This is a genomic window from Alteraurantiacibacter lauratis (assembly GCF_037154155.1).
In the GTDB taxonomy this organism is placed as follows: Bacteria; Pseudomonadota; Alphaproteobacteria; order Sphingomonadales; family Sphingomonadaceae; genus Alteraurantiacibacter; species Alteraurantiacibacter lauratis.
Map to the genome: position 1 here is coordinate 142,915 of NZ_JBANRN010000005.1, position 16,019 is coordinate 158,933.

The 16,019-nt window shown below is 66.1% G+C and carries 11 protein-coding genes; 1 reads left to right on the top strand and 10 read right to left on the bottom strand.

Annotated elements, in window-relative coordinates:
• Positions 1-23: 23 nt before the first annotated feature.
• The gene (locus tag WFP39_RS07035; RefSeq protein WP_336918573.1) at positions 24-1,631 is read left to right on the top strand and encodes a phytoene desaturase family protein; all 1,608 of its coding nucleotides are present in this window, start codon (positions 24-26) and stop codon (positions 1,629-1,631) included.
• 6 nt (positions 1,632-1,637) lie between these two features.
• On the opposite strand, the gene WFP39_RS07040 is transcribed toward WFP39_RS07035, so the two are convergent.
• The 10 genes from WFP39_RS07040 to WFP39_RS07085 all read right to left on the bottom strand — a co-directional run bounded on the left by WFP39_RS07040 (position 1,638) and on the right by WFP39_RS07085 (position 15,917).
• The gene (locus WFP39_RS07040; RefSeq protein WP_336918575.1) at positions 1,638-2,255 is read right to left on the bottom strand and encodes a TetR family transcriptional regulator C-terminal domain-containing protein; all 618 of its coding nucleotides are present in this window, start codon (positions 2,253-2,255) and stop codon (positions 1,638-1,640) included.
• 84 nt (positions 2,256-2,339) lie between these two features.
• The gene (locus WFP39_RS07045) at positions 2,340-5,555 is read right to left on the bottom strand and encodes an autotransporter outer membrane beta-barrel domain-containing protein (RefSeq protein ID WP_336918576.1); all 3,216 of its coding nucleotides are present in this window, start codon (positions 5,553-5,555) and stop codon (positions 2,340-2,342) included.
• An 80-nt stretch (positions 5,556-5,635) separates the two neighbouring features.
• On the bottom strand, positions 5,636-8,020 hold the full coding sequence (locus WFP39_RS07050; protein ID WP_336918578.1) for a TonB-dependent receptor: 2,385 nt from the start codon (positions 8,018-8,020) through the stop codon (positions 5,636-5,638).
• Between the two features lie 3 nt (positions 8,021-8,023).
• Positions 8,024-8,941 (bottom strand): FecR family protein, encoded by a 918-nt coding sequence (locus tag WFP39_RS07055; protein ID WP_336918580.1) that lies wholly within the window; start codon positions 8,939-8,941, stop codon positions 8,024-8,026.
• Positions 8,942-8,979: 38 nt separating this feature from the next.
• The gene (locus tag WFP39_RS07060; protein WP_336918581.1) at positions 8,980-9,522 is read right to left on the bottom strand and encodes an RNA polymerase sigma factor; all 543 of its coding nucleotides are present in this window, start codon (positions 9,520-9,522) and stop codon (positions 8,980-8,982) included.
• A 96-nt stretch (positions 9,523-9,618) separates the two neighbouring features.
• A complete protein-coding gene (locus WFP39_RS07065; RefSeq protein ID WP_336918582.1) occupies positions 9,619-11,115 on the bottom strand; it encodes a CoA-acylating methylmalonate-semialdehyde dehydrogenase in 1,497 nt (498 codons plus the stop codon).
• Positions 11,115-12,230 (bottom strand): alanine dehydrogenase, encoded by a 1,116-nt coding sequence (gene ald, locus WFP39_RS07070; protein WP_336918583.1) that lies wholly within the window; start codon positions 12,228-12,230, stop codon positions 11,115-11,117. Before ald ends, WFP39_RS07065 begins: the two co-directional genes overlap by 1 nt.
• Positions 12,227-13,624 carry an aspartate aminotransferase family protein gene (locus tag WFP39_RS07075; protein ID WP_336918584.1) on the bottom strand — a complete coding sequence of 466 codons (1,398 nt, stop codon included), beginning with the start codon at positions 13,622-13,624 and terminating at the stop codon, positions 12,227-12,229. Before WFP39_RS07075 ends, ald begins: the two co-directional genes overlap by 4 nt.
• Before the next feature lie 120 nt (positions 13,625-13,744).
• Positions 13,745-14,482 carry a gamma-glutamyl-gamma-aminobutyrate hydrolase family protein gene (locus WFP39_RS07080; protein ID WP_336918585.1) on the bottom strand — a complete coding sequence of 246 codons (738 nt, stop codon included), beginning with the start codon at positions 14,480-14,482 and terminating at the stop codon, positions 13,745-13,747.
• A gap of 4 nt (positions 14,483-14,486) precedes the next feature.
• Positions 14,487-15,917 carry an aminobutyraldehyde dehydrogenase gene (locus tag WFP39_RS07085; RefSeq protein ID WP_336918586.1) on the bottom strand — a complete coding sequence of 477 codons (1,431 nt, stop codon included), beginning with the start codon at positions 15,915-15,917 and terminating at the stop codon, positions 14,487-14,489.
• Between the last annotated feature and the right edge of the window lie 102 nt (positions 15,918-16,019).

Here is a 16,019-nt window from a genome sequence, read left to right on the forward strand (position 1 = left end):
ACAAGCAAGGATCACACGCGCCCATGACCAAGAGATACGATGCCCTGATCGTGGGCGGCGGCCATAACGGCCTGACCTGCGCCTTCTACCTTGCCCGCGCCGGCTTGTCAGTGCGCGTGTTGGAAGCGCGGCACGTGGTCGGCGGCGCGGCAGTGACCGAGGAGTTCCATCCCGGCTTCCGCAATTCCACCGCCAGTTACACCGTCAGCCTGCTGCAACCCAAAGTGATCGCGGATATGCGGCTGGCTGATTACGGCTACCGCGTGGTCGAACGGCCGATCAGCAATTTCCTGCCGCAGGAGGACGGACGCTACCTCAAGCTAGGTGGAGGTTTGTTGAAAACGCAGGAGGAATTCCGCAAATTCTCCGCCGCCGATGCCGAGGCGTTGCCCGCCTATTACGACGCGCTGGAACGCATTGCCGATATCCTGCGCGCCCTTGCGCTGAAGGCACCGCCCAATGCGGGCGAAGGGCTGCGCATGGTTATCGCTGCCGCCGCGCAAGGGCGCCCTCTGGCCAGCCTGCCGCTGGAAGCCAAGCGCGATCTGCTCGACATGTTCGCCAAATCCGCGCGCGGAATGCTCGACCAGTGGTTTGAAAGCGAGGCGGTGAAGGCGGCGTTCGGCTTTGACGCGGTGGTCGGCAATTACGCCAGCCCCGATACGCCGGGCAGCGCCTATGTGCTGCTGCACCATGTCTTTGGCGAAGTGAACGGCAAGAAAGGCGCATGGGGCCATGCGGTGGGCGGCATGGGCGCAATCACGCAGGCAATGGCGCAGGCGTGCCGGAAACTGGGCGTCGAAATCAGCCTCGAAAGCCCGGTAGCGCAGGTGCTGGTCGATGGCGGCAGGGCCGTAGGCGTGAAGCTGGCGAGCGGGGAGGAGATCGCGGGCGGTCTTGTCGCTGCCAATGTGGGGCCGAAACTGCTCTATGAGCGGCTGATGGCCCCGGCTGATCTTCCGACCGACTTCCGCCGCCGGATGCGCGGGTTCAAGGCGGGCAGCGGCACCTTTCGCATGAATGTGGCGCTGTCCGAATTGCCGCGCTTCACCTGCCTGCCCGAAGCGGGCGAGCATCACCAGAGCGGCATCATCATTGCCCCCACGCTCGACTACATGGACGCAGCTTTCCTCGATGCGAAGCGATACGGCTGGTCGAAGCAGCCCATTGTCGAAATGCTCATCCCCTCCACCGCGGACGATAGCCTTGCCCCAAAAGGTCAACATGTTGCGAGCCTGTTCTGCCAGCAATTCGCACCCGAATTGCCAGACGGCCGAAGCTGGGATGACGAGCGCGAGGCGGCGGCGGACTGCATCATCGACACGGTGGAGGCACACGCGCCCGGCTTCCGCGCCAGCGTGATCGCGCGGCAGATTCATTCGCCGCTCGATCTCGAACGCAAGTTTGGCCTCATCGGCGGGGACATCATGCACGGCAATATGGGACTGGATCAGCTTTGGGCCGCGCGCCCGGTGCTGGGCCACGGCAGTTATCGCGGGCCGGTAAAGGGGCTGTATATGTGCGGCGCAGGCACCCATCCGGGCGGAGGGGTCACCGGCGCGCCGGGGCACAATGCGGCGGCGGCCATTCTGGCGGATCGCCGTTTTGTGGGCCGCTTGCTTGGCGGCTGAGCGCGCCTAACCCTCTCGGCGTGCCAGCATCGCATCGAGCCAGTCCAGCGCCAGCCGTTCCGCCTCTGCCGGGCTGAAGGGCCCGCGCTCGTCCAGGCACAGTTCCAGCCACAGCCCATCGACCAGCGCGTTGATCGCGATGGCGGCAAGGCGCACCTCCTCGTCCCTCGCCCCCTCGCCCCAATATTCGCGCAGCAGGCCTTCCAGCCCAGCGCGAAAATCGGCATAGAGTTCGCCGTGCACTTCGGCCACTTTGGGATCGGACTTCACCAGGCTCCAAAAGGCGAGCCAGGTGGCGAGCAATTCAGGATCAAGCACGGGTGGACGAAAACTGGCGGTGACATAGGCTTCCAGCCTCGCGCGCGGATCGTTGCCTGCCGCCGCCACGGCCTGCGCCACCGCATCCGCCACCTTGCGCCCTGTCTCGCGGTAAGTCGCAAGGATCAGATCGCCGATCCCGTCGAAATAATGCGTCAGAAGGCCCGCCGATACCCCGGCGCGCGCGCAGATCGACCGCACCGAAACGCCCCGCGCGCCCTGCTGCGCCAGACAGGCGGCGGCCGCCTGGATCAGGCTGTGCCGCCGTGTATCGGCATCTTCGCGGACAAAGGCGGATCGGGCCATGGGGGTTCCCTTGGCACCTGATGAAGCGAAAGGGAACCCCCGCCGCAAGCCCTGCGACCGGCTCGCGGCTATCAGAAGCCCGCTTTAGAACCCCATGCGCAAGGTTCCACGCAGCGTCAGGGCGACATCGCTGTTGCGCTGTTCCGCACCCAGTTCGCCGCCCAGTTCGAAGATGCGGTTGCCGCCCACTGCGCGGGCACGGGCAAACCAGCCGCCTTCGCGGTCTTCGGGTGTAATGGTGAAGGCGGTGCCGCCTTCAAAGCGCGCAGTGGTGGCCCCCAGCGATCCGCCGACGATCTCGCGCCAGCCGCCTTCGCCTTCCACGCGGAACCAGTTGGCATCGCGCGGGCCTGTACCGGTAAAGTCGATCCCGACCGTGATGCCGCCATTGACGGCGAATTCGTCGCTCGACCTTTTGTCGACCGTCAGGTTCAGCGCCTTGCCGCCGCCGGTATCGGTAAAGCCCTTTTCCGACAGGCTGAGGTAATCGAAACTGACCGCAGGCCGCACGAAGAAGGTGCCGCCGGTTTCGTAGGATACGCCGCCGCTGGCGCTGGTGAAGGTGCCGCTCCAGTCGCCCGTTGCGGTGCGTTCCACGGGCGTTGTGCCCAGCGTGCCGCGCAGGATGCGCTCGCCCTTGAAGTTGGCCTTGCCGACCGAACCGCGCGCGAAGGCGGTAAAGCCATCCCACTGCCCGCGCCAATAGAGCGCCAGTTCGTAGCTGTGCGAATAGACCGAAGCACGATCCGTGCCCTGATCGTAATCGCTGAACATCCAGCCCAGCGACAAGCCGACGGCGCCAAGGCCCGTATCCACTTCCGCCGCCGCCGACGCGCCTAGCCCAGCCAGATCGTAGCCCGCGGTTGCGGCCGCGTCCTTGCCGCCGTTCCACACCGCCGCGTTGAGGATGATGTCGAGCCCGCCGAAGGAATAGACCGGGCCGGTCGCTTCCGCCTGCTGCCGGGCCAGCGTGCGCAGCCCAAGGCTCAGGCCGTCAAACGCGCCGCCCGCGTGATCGGGCAGCATCTGGTTCACCGCCCGGCGGAAGCTGTCCGCATCGGTGGTGGCGAGGAACAGATCCTCGATCTGCGCGTCCTGCTGCAACGCGGCGAAAATGGCGCTGTAGGCGCTGGTCTGCGCCGCGTTCAGGCCCAGCTCGGTCGCGTTGCGGCGCGCAATCGTCACCGAAAGGCGGTTGGCCAGCGTATCCGTCCCCAGCGTCGCCTTGAACAGGAAAGGCAGCGTGGTGTTGGTGATCTGCAAATTGCTCGCCCCCGTCAGCGTGCCAGCCTGAAGAATGGCATAGGTGCCTTCGGCATCGTCCAGATTAGCCACGCGAAGGGAAAGCTGCGCGCCGGTGCCAAAGCTGGCCTCGCCCGCCACGGTCAGGAAAGTGCCTTCGCCCGCATCCTTGTCGAGCGTGGCGACCAGCACCGATGTGCCGCTGACATTGAGCGAGGCGATGGTGGCCGGCGCGGTTACATCGAGCACCCCGCCCGTCATCGACACCGCCAGCCCGCCCGAATTGGCGAGCGTGCCCGAAAAGCGCGCCGTGCCCGCCAGTGTCAGGATATCCGCGCCGCCGCCAAAATCGGCCGCGCCCGAAAATACCGATGATCCGGCAAGACTGAGCGTATCGACACCTGCGCCGAACCGGGCCGTGCCGGTAAATACGGCATCGCCGCTGAGCGTGAGCCGATCGTTGCCGCCGCCGAATGTAGCCGTGCCCTTGTAGGTGCCATCCGCCAGGTCGAACAGGTCATTGCCTGTGCCAAACTTCACATCACCTTCGATCGACGGCGCGGTGATGCCTGCCCCCACCACCGTCTGGCGCAGCGTGGCTCCGGTGGTATTGGCCGAAAGGTCGACCGCCACATTGCGGGTGGAGGTGGCGGTGGCGCCGGTCGCGGCGATCAGGCCGCTGTTCTCGATCAGCGTGACATTGCCCGACAGGTCAATAATCGCGGTGGCCGTGCCATCCGCCCCGACGCCCGCACGCACGCGGCCGGCATTGCGGATCGTGGGGACATTCGCACCCGCTTCCACCCGGATCGCGGTGGCACTGGCGGAAGCGGCGTTGTTGGCCGATGCTTCCACCGTGCCGGTCACGTGGATCAGCGGGGTCTGCGTGCCTGCACCGATCTTCAGCCCGGTCGCGTTCGCGTTGACAGCGGTGGCGCCCACCGTTCCGGCAATGCCGATGCCGTTCGCAATGGTCACATCGCCGCCGCGCCCGCCGATCTGGATGCCGGTGGATGCCACGCCGGTATAGACACCCGCGCCGCGCACCGTGCCATCCACCTGCAGCCCGTATTGCGTGGCGGTGCCCGCCAGCGGGCCGATGGCCACCGTGCGATCGGTCGCGCCGATCACCATTGCCGGTGCCGCGCCAAAGGACTGGATCTGGCCGCTGCCTTCGCTTGCATCAGGTATGCCGTCCGAATCCTCGTCCGGGTTGTTGGCGTCGGCATCGCGCGGCGGAACCGCCACCACAATGCCGGCGGTCACATTGCCTTCCACCAGCAGCGCGGGGCCGCCCTGCAGCAGGTCATCGGCATCGAGCGAAGCGGTGTTGGCAGGTGCGGTGGTGTTGCGGTAGCCGGTTGCCGCCAGCGTGCCCTGCACTTCCAGCCGCCCGGTCAGATCGCCCGCCAGATGCGCGCCGATGGCATCCTCGCCCCGCACGGTCACAGCGCCAGCGATGCGGACATTGCCCGCCACATCGTCCAGCGCGATGCCTACCGTATCGTTGCCCAAGACATTGATGGTGCCGTTATTGATGACATTGCCAGTCTGCGTGCCGCCCAGAGCAATGCCGTAGGAATTGTTGCCTTCGACCGTGATCGTGCCGGTATTGGTGATCGCGCCGCTATGCGCGCCCAGCGTGCGGATGCCGTAACGCCCGCTGCCCAGCGCAAAGGGGCCGTCCAGATCGCCGTCATTGTCGCCATCGGTGGGGGTGTAATTCTCGTCCACCGTGATCGTGCCGGTATTGGTGATCGTGCCATTGGTGCCCGCATTGGCGGCAATGCCAACCGCATTATCGGCATTGCTGATGCGTATCGCGCCTTCATTGAGCACGGAGTGGTTGCTGTCCTGCGTCACCGCCGTGCCCGCACCCACGGTCACCGATCCGGTGGAGGTGATGCGCAGATTGCCCGGCGCGCCATTGGCGATGGTGGAAGTAGCCGCGGGCGTGGTGCGCGCGGTGGTGATGTCCTGCGCCGCCGCGCTGCCGGCAATAGCGGGCAGAGCAAGAGCGGCGGCCATGGCCGAGGTGGCAAGCAGGTGGCGATGCATCAAGGGGATCCTTCCTGAAGGTGTTTTCCCTCAGGACGGAGACAAAGCCCCGCAACCTTGGCCGCGGCCTGCCATTTCGTTCAAAAACTTGCGTCCAGCCCCAGCCGCACCGTGCGCGGGCGCAGCGGGGTGATCTGATCGCGCCCGGTGGCAAAGGGAGTGCCAAGGGCAAACCGGTTGCCCACTTCGTCCGCCAGATTGGTGACGCCCAGCGTCAGCCCAAGATCGGGCCGCCCCACGCGCAGGGTCAGCCCGCTGTCAAGGTAATTGCCTTGCGGATCGCCCAGTTCGGGGCCGATCCCCAGCCGCGATTTGCCCACATAGCCCGCCCAGCCGCGCGCCGTGATGTCCCAGCCATTGTCCAGCCGTCCGCCATACTCCACGCCCACCCGGCCCGCCACGCGCGCGACATTGGGCACTTCGGTCAGGCGCAGGGTCGAAAATTCGGGGCGCGGTTCGTCCACCCGGCTGTCATTATAGGTGACGCCCGCATCCACCCGCAGGTCACGCGTCACGCGCCAGCCCGCGTTGAAGCTGGCCGTCCACACCTCGCCATCGCCGATATTGGCGGTGCTGGGAAAGCCGCCCGCATCGATGAAATCGGCCTGGATGTCGCGCCAGGTGGTGTAGGACAGGCTGGCCGCCATCTCGAAAGGGGAGGAACCCGGCACGCCATGGCGCAGGCCCAGCTCGAAAGTGGAATTGCGGTCGTTGCGGAACCGGCGCACCAGTTGGCCCTCGATCGCCAGGCCGCCAGGACGGAAGCCCTGCTGGTAGCGGATGTAGAGCTGCGTTTCAGGCGTCAGTCTCGCAAGCAGCGAGGCAGCAGGCAGGAATGCGGTTTCGCGCCGTGCAGCGGTGATGCCGGCGATCTGCGCCAGCAATTGCGGAGCCACATCCTCGCCCTCGCCGCCCAGCCGCGCATGGGTGAAACGGCCGCCAGCGCTCGCCACCAGGCCATCGAACAGCAGTGCGCTCACTTCGCCATAGGTCGTGAATTCACGCACCGCGTTCGTCACCCCGGTGGTGGCGGCGCGCTGCCCTTCGCCCTCCAGCGCGCGGGTGAGCTGCGTGGTGTTGTGCGTGTAGCTGAGGCCCAGCACCCAGCCGAAACGATTCTCCAGCGGCTGCCACAACCGTGTTTCGTTGGCCACCATGCTGGTATCGTTCATCTGCACGAAGCGGCGCGGCGGGCCGCCGGGCATGGTCGCTTCGTAGTGTTCCTCCAGCTGCTGGCCCACAATGCCGGTGGTGGATCGCAGCCGCACTTCGCCCAGCCGCCCCGACAGCACCAACTGGCCCTGCGCGTAATCGGCATCCGCGCCTTCCTCTACCGCGCTCGATCGTTCGAGCGGCGGGCCATCGCGGTCGGCATATTGGCTGTCCTGCGCACGGGTGGATTGCGCCACGCCCATCAGGTCAACTGTCCAATCAGGCGCGATTTCATAGCGCAGCGTGGCACGCCCGCCGAGGATCTGCGTGCGGTTGACATCGCGCCGCCCGAGCAGCGGCTTGTCGATATAGCCACCCTCGCTCGCCATATCGAGCGAGACGCGAAAAGCCGCATCGTCCACCAGGAACGGCAGGTTGAGCACCAGATTGGCGTCTGCGCCCGCCGCGCCGTGCCAGGTCTGCGATGCACCCAGAATGGCTGCGCCATATGTCACGCCCAGTTCGGGCGCATTGGGCACCATGCGAATGATCCCGCCCATCGATCCGGAGCCGTAAAGCGTGCCCTGCGGCCCTTCGAGAACCTCGACCAGTTCCATGTCCGAGAGGCGCAGATCGGGATCGGGCGCGTTATAGGTCAGCCGCAAATCGCCCAGATACTGCCCCACCGTCGCCTGCGTCGGCCCGGTAAAGCTGGAATCAGCAATGCCGCGAATGAACAGCTTGTTGCGCCCGCTGCCCAGATGGGTGGAAGATAGCGTGGGCAGGCGCTGCATGATCCGCTCGGTCCCGCCAACCCCGCCAAAGATCAGCTCCTCCCCCGGCAGGAAGGAGGCTTGCCCCGCATATTGATCGAGCGAGAGATCACGCTTGCTGGCGGTGACGAGGATCTGTCCGGGTTCCGCTTCGGCAGGTGGTCCTTCAAATGGCTGCGGGGCACTGCGCACGGGAGATGACGGCGCGGCAATGGCACGCAATGGCGCCGTGGGCGCGGTGGGAATGATGCGCCACGCACCATCGCCCGCGCGCACCAGTCGCCCGCCCGATGCCTGCGCGAGGCGCCGCGCCGCCTCATGCGGTTCCATCCGCCCGCGAATGGCAGGGACGCGCCGTTCGGCCAACGCCCGGTCGGCAATCACAATGCTGCCGCCGGTCTGCCGCGCCAGCGCAATCGCCGCGCGCCCCGCCTGCCCCGCAGGGCTGTCCACCAGCACGGGCCGGGCAAAGGCCGGGCCTGCCCCGGCGAGCATAGTCAGAGCAACAAGGCTGCAAAGCGGATTCAGCGCGCGCGCCATGGCCTATTGTCCCGCGATCTCCCAGCCGTCGCCCCGCCGCGTCAGCGAGACGCCCAGCAGCCCTTCCAGGCTGCGCGGATCGGCCAGAACCGGGGCGAGCACGATACTACCCGAAATCGCCTGATCGCGCCCGCCCGGCCGAGCGGTAAAGGCAATGCCGGTGGCGCGCGTCAGATCCTCGGCCACTTCGCGCAAGGGTGCCATGTCGAAAGTGAGACGCCCTTCGCGCCATTCGCCCACCAGTTCGGGGGCAAGCGCGGCGACCACGGGTGCGCGGCCGGGCCGCGCGACAAGGCCGTTGCCCGCATCGACCCGCAGATTGGCTGCGGCCGGATTGTAGATCACCGCCCCTTCGGATACGCCCAGGGTGAGGCCGGATTGGCCCAGTTTCACATCGAATACCGTGCCCGCATCGACCAGCCGGTCTGCGCCTGCCAGCAACACAAACGGATCGGCATCATTGTGGACAATGGTGAACAGCGCCTGCCCTTCGCGCAGCACGGCTTCGCGGGTGGAGGTGCCTTCGGGCATTTCCAGCACGGTCCCGCCCGCCAGTTCAATCGTGCTGCCATCGGCGAGCGCGATCAGCTGCGTCTCGCCCGGCGCGGTTTCGTAGAGTTCGGCACCGCCGGGCCGGTTCAAGACCCCCACCAGCGCGACCACCGCCAGCGCGGCCGCAATCGCCCCGCCCATCCAGCGGCGGCGGGCGACAGACAGCAACGGCGCATCATCATTGGCAGGTGCTGCCGCCAGCACTTCGGCCGCATCGGCCACAGCGGCGGCCACGGCATCATAGGCGGCAGCATGTGCGGGATCGGCTTCCAGCCATGCGGTAAAGGCCTCCCAATCGGCAAAAGCGGGATCGCCGGTGCGTAATGCCCAGCTCAGCGCCTGGTCGCGGATCTGCTCATCTGCCTGCATCTTGCGGTCCCTTTACAGGTAAGACGGAGACATGGCGCTCAACCCTCATCCTGCGCCACCTCCATCTTCGCCCGAAAGTCGTTCAGCGCGCGATAGGCCTTGCGCAGATCGGCCTCGATCGTGCTCAGGCTCACGCCGAATTCGGCGGCGAGATCGCGCTGCGCCACCCCGTCTACGCGGTGCCGGCGGAACACCTGCGCCACGCGTGGCGGCTCCAGATCGTTCAGCAATTGCTCGACTAATGCGGCCAGTTGGCGCGCCGCCACCAGCCGCTCTGCATCGGGTGCGTCGCTTCGTCCGGTGGCGATGTCGAACTGTGTCGCCGTCCATTCCCTTTCCCGCAAGGCAGTGGCGTGCGCGGAACGGTAACGGTCGATCATCAGCCGGTTGGCCACGGCATAGAGGTAGGAGAGCGGCGCGCCCACCGGCCCGGCGGGGGCGTTGGCCACTTTAAGCCACACCTCCTGCACAAGATCCTCGGCCGCCTCACCCGCGCCGCGCGCACGCAGAAACCGCAGCAGGGCCGCGCGGTTTTCCAGGAATACATGTTCCAGCCCGCTGCCAGACTTGCCGTGTGCCATCACCCTTGCCGTTCTGCCCCGGCGCGGGGGAATAGGGGCAGTTATGGCAATTGGAAAGACCTTCCCTGCCCTAGCCCCCAAACCTGAGGCCCGGACCTAGCGCATCGTGGGCATGACGAAATCGGCCCCGCCGCCCGTGCCCTTGGGCCAGCGCGTCGTCACCGTTTTCAGACGGGTGTAGAAACGAAAGCCTTCCTCGCCATGCATGTGATGGTCGCCAAACAGGCTGGCTTTCCACCCTCCAAAGCTGTGGAAGGCCATCGGCACCGGGATCGGCACGTTCACACCCACCATGCCCACTTCAACGCCAGCGGCGAAGCGGCGCGCGGCATCGCCGCTGCGCGTGAAGATCGATGTGCCGTTGCCGAATTCGCAGGCGTTCACCAGCGCCAGCGCATCCTCGAAACTGTCGCGCCGCACCACGGAGAGGACGGGGCCGAAAATCTCCTCGCGGTAGATGTCCATGTCCGGCGTCACATGGTCGAACAGCGTGCCGCCCAGGAAGAAGCCGCCTTCGTGCCCCTGCATCGACAGGCCGCGCCCGTCGACGAGCAGGCTGGCCCCTTGCGCCTCCCCGCTGGCGATAAAGCCGGCCACCTTGTCACGGTGCGCGGCGGTGATCAGCGGGCCCATCTCGGCTTCTGCATCGGTGCCGGGCGCGACTTTCAGCGCAGCGACGCGAGGCTTGAGCATTTCCACCAGCCGGTCCGCGGTTTCCGCGCCCACCGGCACCGCCACCGAAATCGCCATGCAGCGTTCGCCGGCCGAGCCATAGGCCGCGCCCATCAGCGCATCGGCCGCCTGTTCCATATCGGCATCGGGCAGGATGACCATGTGATTCTTCGCCCCGCCCAGCGCCTGGCACCGCTTGCCCGCCTTCGCGGCGGTTTCGTAGATATAGCGGGCAATCGGCGTCGATCCGACAAAGCTGATCGCCTTGACTTGCGGCGCGGCAAGCAGCGCGTCGACCGCCTCCTTGTCGCCCTGCACCACGTTGAACACACCCGCCGGCAGGCCCGCTTCGGTCAACCAGCGCGCAATCAACAAGGATGCGGACGGATCGCGTTCGGAGGGTTTCAGGATGAAGCAATTGCCCGCCGCCAGCGCCACGGGGAACATCCACATCGGCACCATGGCGGGAAAGTTGAACGGGGTGATGCCCGCCACCACGCCCAAAGGCTGGCGCACCGCGTGGCTGTCCACATCGCGGCCGACATTCTCGGTCATCTGGCCTTTGAGCAATTGCGGCGCGGCGGTGGCGAATTCGACCACTTCCAGCCCGCGCTGCACCTCGCCCCGCGCATCGGACAGCACCTTGCCGTGTTCGGCGGTAATCACCGCCGCCAGTTCGCCCGTCCGCTCCTCCAGGATGCGCAGGAAGCGGCCCAGGATGCGCGCGCGCTGCAACGGCGGGGTCGCGGCCCAGCCGGGAAAGGCCGCCGCCGCCGTGCGCACCGCCGCGGCCACCTCGGCAGCAGAGGCCAGCGCCACGCGGCCGCTTTCCTCGCCCGTTGCCGGATTGAACACTGGCGCCTGCCGCCCGGTTGGCGAGGCGATGTCGCGCCCACCGATATAATGCCCGATGCGCCGCATCAGCCCAGCACTTCCGCCGGATCGGTAAAGGGCAGATCGAGCGCCTCTGCCACCGGCGCGCAGGTCACCTTGCCGTGCGCGATGTTCAGGCCCGCAAGCAAATGCCTGTCGCGCTTCAGCGCCTCGCGCCAGCCCAGCCCCGCCAGTTTCAGCACATGCGGCAGCGTGACATTGCCCAGCGCATAGGTGCTGGTGCGCGCCACCGCGCCGGGCATGTTCGCCACGCAATAATGCACGATACCATCCACCACATAGGTGGGTTCGGCATGGGTGGTGGGCTTGCTGGTTTCAAAGCAGCCGCCCTGATCGATCGCCACATCCACCAACACCGCGCCCGACTTCATGGTGGCAAGCATGTCGCGGGTGACCAGCTTGGGCGCTTCGGCACCGGGGATCAGCACCGCACCGATCACCAGATCCGCCTCCGCCACGCAGGCCGCGAGATTGGCGCGGTTGGAAAAGCGCGTCTTGGCGCGGGCTTCGAAATGGATGCCCAGTTTCTCCAGCACTTCGGCGCTGCGATCCAGAATGGTCACATCCGCGCCCAGCCCTGCCGCCATCTGCGCGGCGTTAAAGCCCACCACGCCGCCGCCGATGATCGCAACCTTGGCCGGCAACACGCCCGGCACCCCACCCAGCAGCACGCCGCGCCCGCCATTGGCCTTTTCCAGCGCGGTCGCACCCGCCTGTATCGCCATGCGCCCGGCCACCTGGCTCATGGGTTTGAGGAGCGGCAGGCCGCCGCCTGCATCGGTGACGGTTTCATAGGCGATGCACACCGCGCCGCTTGTGATCAGATCGTGCGCCTGATCGGGATCGGGCGCGAGGTGGAGGTAGGTGAACAGCACCTGCCCCTCGCGCAGCATGGCGCGTTCCACCGCCTGGGGTTCCTTCACCTTCACGATCATGTCGGCGCTGGCAAACACTTCGGCGGCGGTGGGGATGATGCGCGCACCCGCCTTGGCATAGGCATCATCGCCCGCGCCAATGCCCTGCCCCGCGCCTGCTTCCACCAGCACAACGTGCCCGGCGGCGACCAGCTCCTGCGCCGCCTCCGGAGTCAGGCCCACGCGGAATTCGTTGTTCTTGATCTCGCGAACGGTTCCCACGATCATGGCAGTCTCTCCCCGTTCTGGCCGATTGCGCGCAGGGCGGGCAAGGCCTCGTCGAGCGATCTGGCGATAATGGCGATCATCTCGTCAATCTCGTCATGGCTGATAATCAGCGGCGGGCACATCACGATGGTATCGCGGATGCCGCGCACCATCAGACCATTCTTGATGCACACATCGCGCACCACTGGCCCGGCATTGCCTTCCTTCCCGCCCCAGCGCTTGTTGGTGCCCTTCTCGCTCACGATCTCGACCGCGCCCAGCAGGCCGATCGAGCGCACTTCGCCCACCAGTTCGTGGCCTGCGATGCGCTGCAACGCCTCGGCCAGATAGGGGCCGGTATCGGTGCGCGTGCGTTCGACCAGCCCTTCGCGCTCGATAATCTCGATATTGCGCATCGCCACGGCGGCGGAAACCGGATGGCCCGAATAGGTGAAGCCGTGCACGAAATCGCCGCCAGTTTTCAGCACCTCGACAATGTCGCTGGATACGGCGGTGGCGCTGATCGGCAGATATCCGCTCGACAGCCCCTTGGCCATCGAGACCATGTCCGGTGTAAAGCCGTAGGTCTGGTGGCCGAACCATTCGCCCGTGCGGCCAAACCCGCAGATCACCTCGTCCGCGACCAGCAGGATGCCGTATTTGCGGCAGATTGCCTCGACCTCTTGCCAGTAACCCGGCGGCGGGATGATGACCCCGCCCGCGCCCTGCACCGGCTCGCCGATAAAGGCGGCGACATTTTCCGGCCCCACGGCCAGAATCCGCTCCTCGATCGCGGCGGCGCAATCATGGGCGAACCGCGCGGGATCGGTGCCGAAGCCTTCGCCAAACCAGTAAGGCTGGCGCACATGCTCCACCCCCGGCACGGGCAGATCGCCCTGTTCGTGCATGAACTTCATGCCCCCCAGGCTCACCCCCGCCACGGTCGATCCGTGATAGGCGTTCCAGCGGCTGATGAAGACGGTGCGCTTGGGTTCGCCCTTCAGTTTCCAGTAATGGCGCACCATGCGAAACACGGTGTCGTTTGCCTCCGAACCGCTGGCGTTGAAGAAGATGTGCTGAAGCTTGCCACCGGTATGCGAGGCAATCTTCTGCGCCAGCAGCACGGTGGGCGGCGTAACCGTCTTGAAGAAGGTGTTGTAGAACGGCAGTTCGCGCATTTGTGCCGCCGCCACATCGGCCAGCTCCTCGCGCCCATAGCCGACATTCACGCACCACAGGCCCGCCATGCCATCCAGAATGCGGTTGCCGTCGCCATCGTGGATGTAACAGCCGCTGGCATGGGTGATGATGCGGCTGCCGCCCATATCCTCGATCAGCTTGTAATCCTGCTGCGCGGGCAGGTGGTGCGCCACGTCGAGGCGCTTCAATTCCGCGATATCGTAATTGCCGGGCATGGTAGTTTCCTTGGAAGATCAGTGTTGGGGGGAACGGATGGCGCGTGCCCGCCCCTCAGGGCGAAAAGCCGATCCGTGCCAGAAAGCGGTTGGTGCGCGTGGCTGGGACGATGGCGGCCATCATATCCCCCGCAATGTGTCGCCCATAAGGCGGAAGAAAGCCTGACTGTCGGGGTTCTTTTCCGGCTGCCATTCGGGGTGCCATTGCACCGCGATGATGGGTGCGTTGCCTATCTTCGTGGAATAGGCTTCCACCAGTCCATCGGGCGCGGTGGCTTCCACGGTGAGGCCATCGGCCAGCCGGCCCACGCCCTGAAAATGCACCGAATTAACGGTAAGTTCCGCCTTGCCCAGCGCCCGGTGCAGCACACCGCCTTCGGTCAGATGCACCGGATGCGCATGATCGAACATGGCATCGAAGGGGACATCGTCTGGCGCGTGATGGCGCAGCAATTCGTCGCTGGCCGATACATCGCGGCGCAGCGTGCCGCCGAGCGCGACGTTGATTTCCTGAAAGCCCCGGCAAATGCCAAACACCGGGCGGCCCCGCGCGGTCATCGCATCGACCATGCCCAGCGCGATTTCATCCCGGCCGGGATCGAACGGGCCTTCGCCCCCCTCGTCGGCATAGCGGTGCGGCTGCACATTGGACGGGCTGCCCGTCAGCAACACGCCGTCCAGCCGCCCCGCCACTTCGCCCGCGCTCATCAGATCGGGCAGGCTGGGGATGATAAGCGCAGCCACATCGGCATAACGCATCGCGCTGCGGACATAGCGTTCGATCACCGTCTGCGCAGGCTCTGTCCCCACCTGCCGCTGGCAGGCAATCACTCCAAGAACCGGGCGCGACTTCGTCATCGGATCAGTGCTTTATCATCACATGACGCGTGGTCATGTAATGTTCCAGACTGTATATCGACAGATCTGAGCCATAGCCGGATGACTTCACCCCGCCATGCGGCATTTCGGTGGCGTTGACCGAATGGGTGTTGATCCACGTCACCCCGTATTGCAGCCGCGCGGCAAATTGCGCTGCCTTGCCCACATCGCGCGTCCACACCGAACTGGCGAGGCCGTATTCGCTGTCATTTGCCCAGCCCAGCACCTGCTCCTCGTCGCCAAAGCGGGTAACCGAGACGACGGGGCCGAACACTTCCTTCTGCACGATCTCGTCGGCCGGGCCAGCACCCGCCACCAGCGTGGGGGCATAGAAAAATCCGGGGCCATCTGGCGCGAAGCCACCGGTCACAATCTCCGCATCGGTATCGGCAGCGGCACGGGCAACGAAACCGTCCACCCGGTCGCGCTGGCGTGGGGTGATGAGTGGGCCCAATTGCGTTGCGGGATCGGTGGGGTCGCCCATCGTGATATCCTGCACCGCGCGCTGCAGTTCAGCCACCAACCTTTCATACACGGCATCGTGCGCAAACACGCGGCAGGCGGCGGTGCAATCCTGCCCGGCATTGTAATAACCGCCCTCGGCAATCGCGGCGACGGCTGCGTCGATATCCGCATCGGCCAGCACGATAACCGGCGCCTTTCCGCCGAGTTCAAAATGGGTGCGCTTGATCGTGGGGGCGACGGCTTCGAGGATCTTGCGGCCCGTGGCGACATCGCCTGTCAGGCTGACCATCCGCACCGCGCGATGCGCCACCAATTGCGCGCCCACGCTGGCCCCGCCGCCGGTGACGACATTGACGACGCCTTCGGGCAAAAACTCGGCGCAAACCTCCGCCAGTTTCAGCGCGGTGAGCGGCGTATGTTCGGACGGTTTGAGCACAATCGTGTTGCCCGCCGCGATGACGGGGGCGATTTTCCACGCCGCCATCATCAGCGGGTAATTCCACGGCGCAATCCCCACGCAGACGCCCAGCGGATCGCGCCGCAGCATCGATGTGTGGCCCTTGCGGTATTCGCCCGCCGGAACCCCCGGCACGGTTCGCGCCGCGCCCGCGTAAAAGCGGAACACATCGATCGTATTGCCCACATCCACAGCGCGCACCGTGCCCACGGGCTTGCCGCAATTGAGCATTTCGAGCGCGGCGAAATCATCCGCCAGCGCCTCGATCCGGTCGGCGATCTTCAGCATGGCGCGTGATCGCTCGCCCGGAGTCATTGCCGACCATATGGGGAAAGCAGCCTGCGCCGCTGCCACCGCCGCATCCACCTGCGCACGGCTGGCGCTGGGCAGATTGGCGATCTGTTCGCCCGTGGCCGGGTTGAACACCGCTTCGGGCGCTTCGCTGCCATGTGCGGCTTTTCCACCGATGAACTGGCTGTGCTGATCGATCATGCGAGGCTTTCCGGGTGGTTATGCTGATGCCCCAGACACTAGGCCCCGCGCCTATTCCGGGGAAATAGGAAAGGGAAAGCGAGCGCTATCGGTTTTGGCGAT

Bases quoted from the DNA above. Each gene is read 5' to 3' on its own strand.
- WFP39_RS07055 (WP_336918580.1), bottom strand. From the start codon at position 8,941: ATGCAGGCAGATGAGCAGATCCGCGACCAGGCGCTGAGCTGGGCATTA.
- WFP39_RS07065 (WP_336918582.1), bottom strand. From the start codon at position 11,115: ATGCGGCGCATCGGGCATTATATCGGTGGGCGCGACATCGCCTCGCCA.
- WFP39_RS07060 (WP_336918581.1), bottom strand. From the start codon at position 9,522: ATGGCACACGGCAAGTCTGGCAGCGGGCTGGAACATGTATTCCTGGAA.
- WFP39_RS07085 (WP_336918586.1), bottom strand. From the start codon at position 15,917: ATGATCGATCAGCACAGCCAGTTCATCGGTGGAAAAGCCGCACATGGC.
- WFP39_RS07035 (WP_336918573.1), top strand. From the start codon at position 24: ATGACCAAGAGATACGATGCCCTGATCGTGGGCGGCGGCCATAACGGC.
- WFP39_RS07045 (WP_336918576.1), bottom strand. From the start codon at position 5,555: ATGCATCGCCACCTGCTTGCCACCTCGGCCATGGCCGCCGCTCTTGCT.
- WFP39_RS07080 (WP_336918585.1), bottom strand. From the start codon at position 14,482: ATGACGAAGTCGCGCCCGGTTCTTGGAGTGATTGCCTGCCAGCGGCAG.
- WFP39_RS07075 (WP_336918584.1), bottom strand. From the start codon at position 13,624: ATGCCCGGCAATTACGATATCGCGGAATTGAAGCGCCTCGACGTGGCG.
- WFP39_RS07040 (WP_336918575.1), bottom strand. From the start codon at position 2,255: ATGGCCCGATCCGCCTTTGTCCGCGAAGATGCCGATACACGGCGGCAC.
- WFP39_RS07050 (WP_336918578.1), bottom strand. From the start codon at position 8,020: ATGGCGCGCGCGCTGAATCCGCTTTGCAGCCTTGTTGCTCTGACTATG.
- ald (WP_336918583.1), bottom strand. From the start codon at position 12,230: ATGATCGTGGGAACCGTTCGCGAGATCAAGAACAACGAATTCCGCGTG.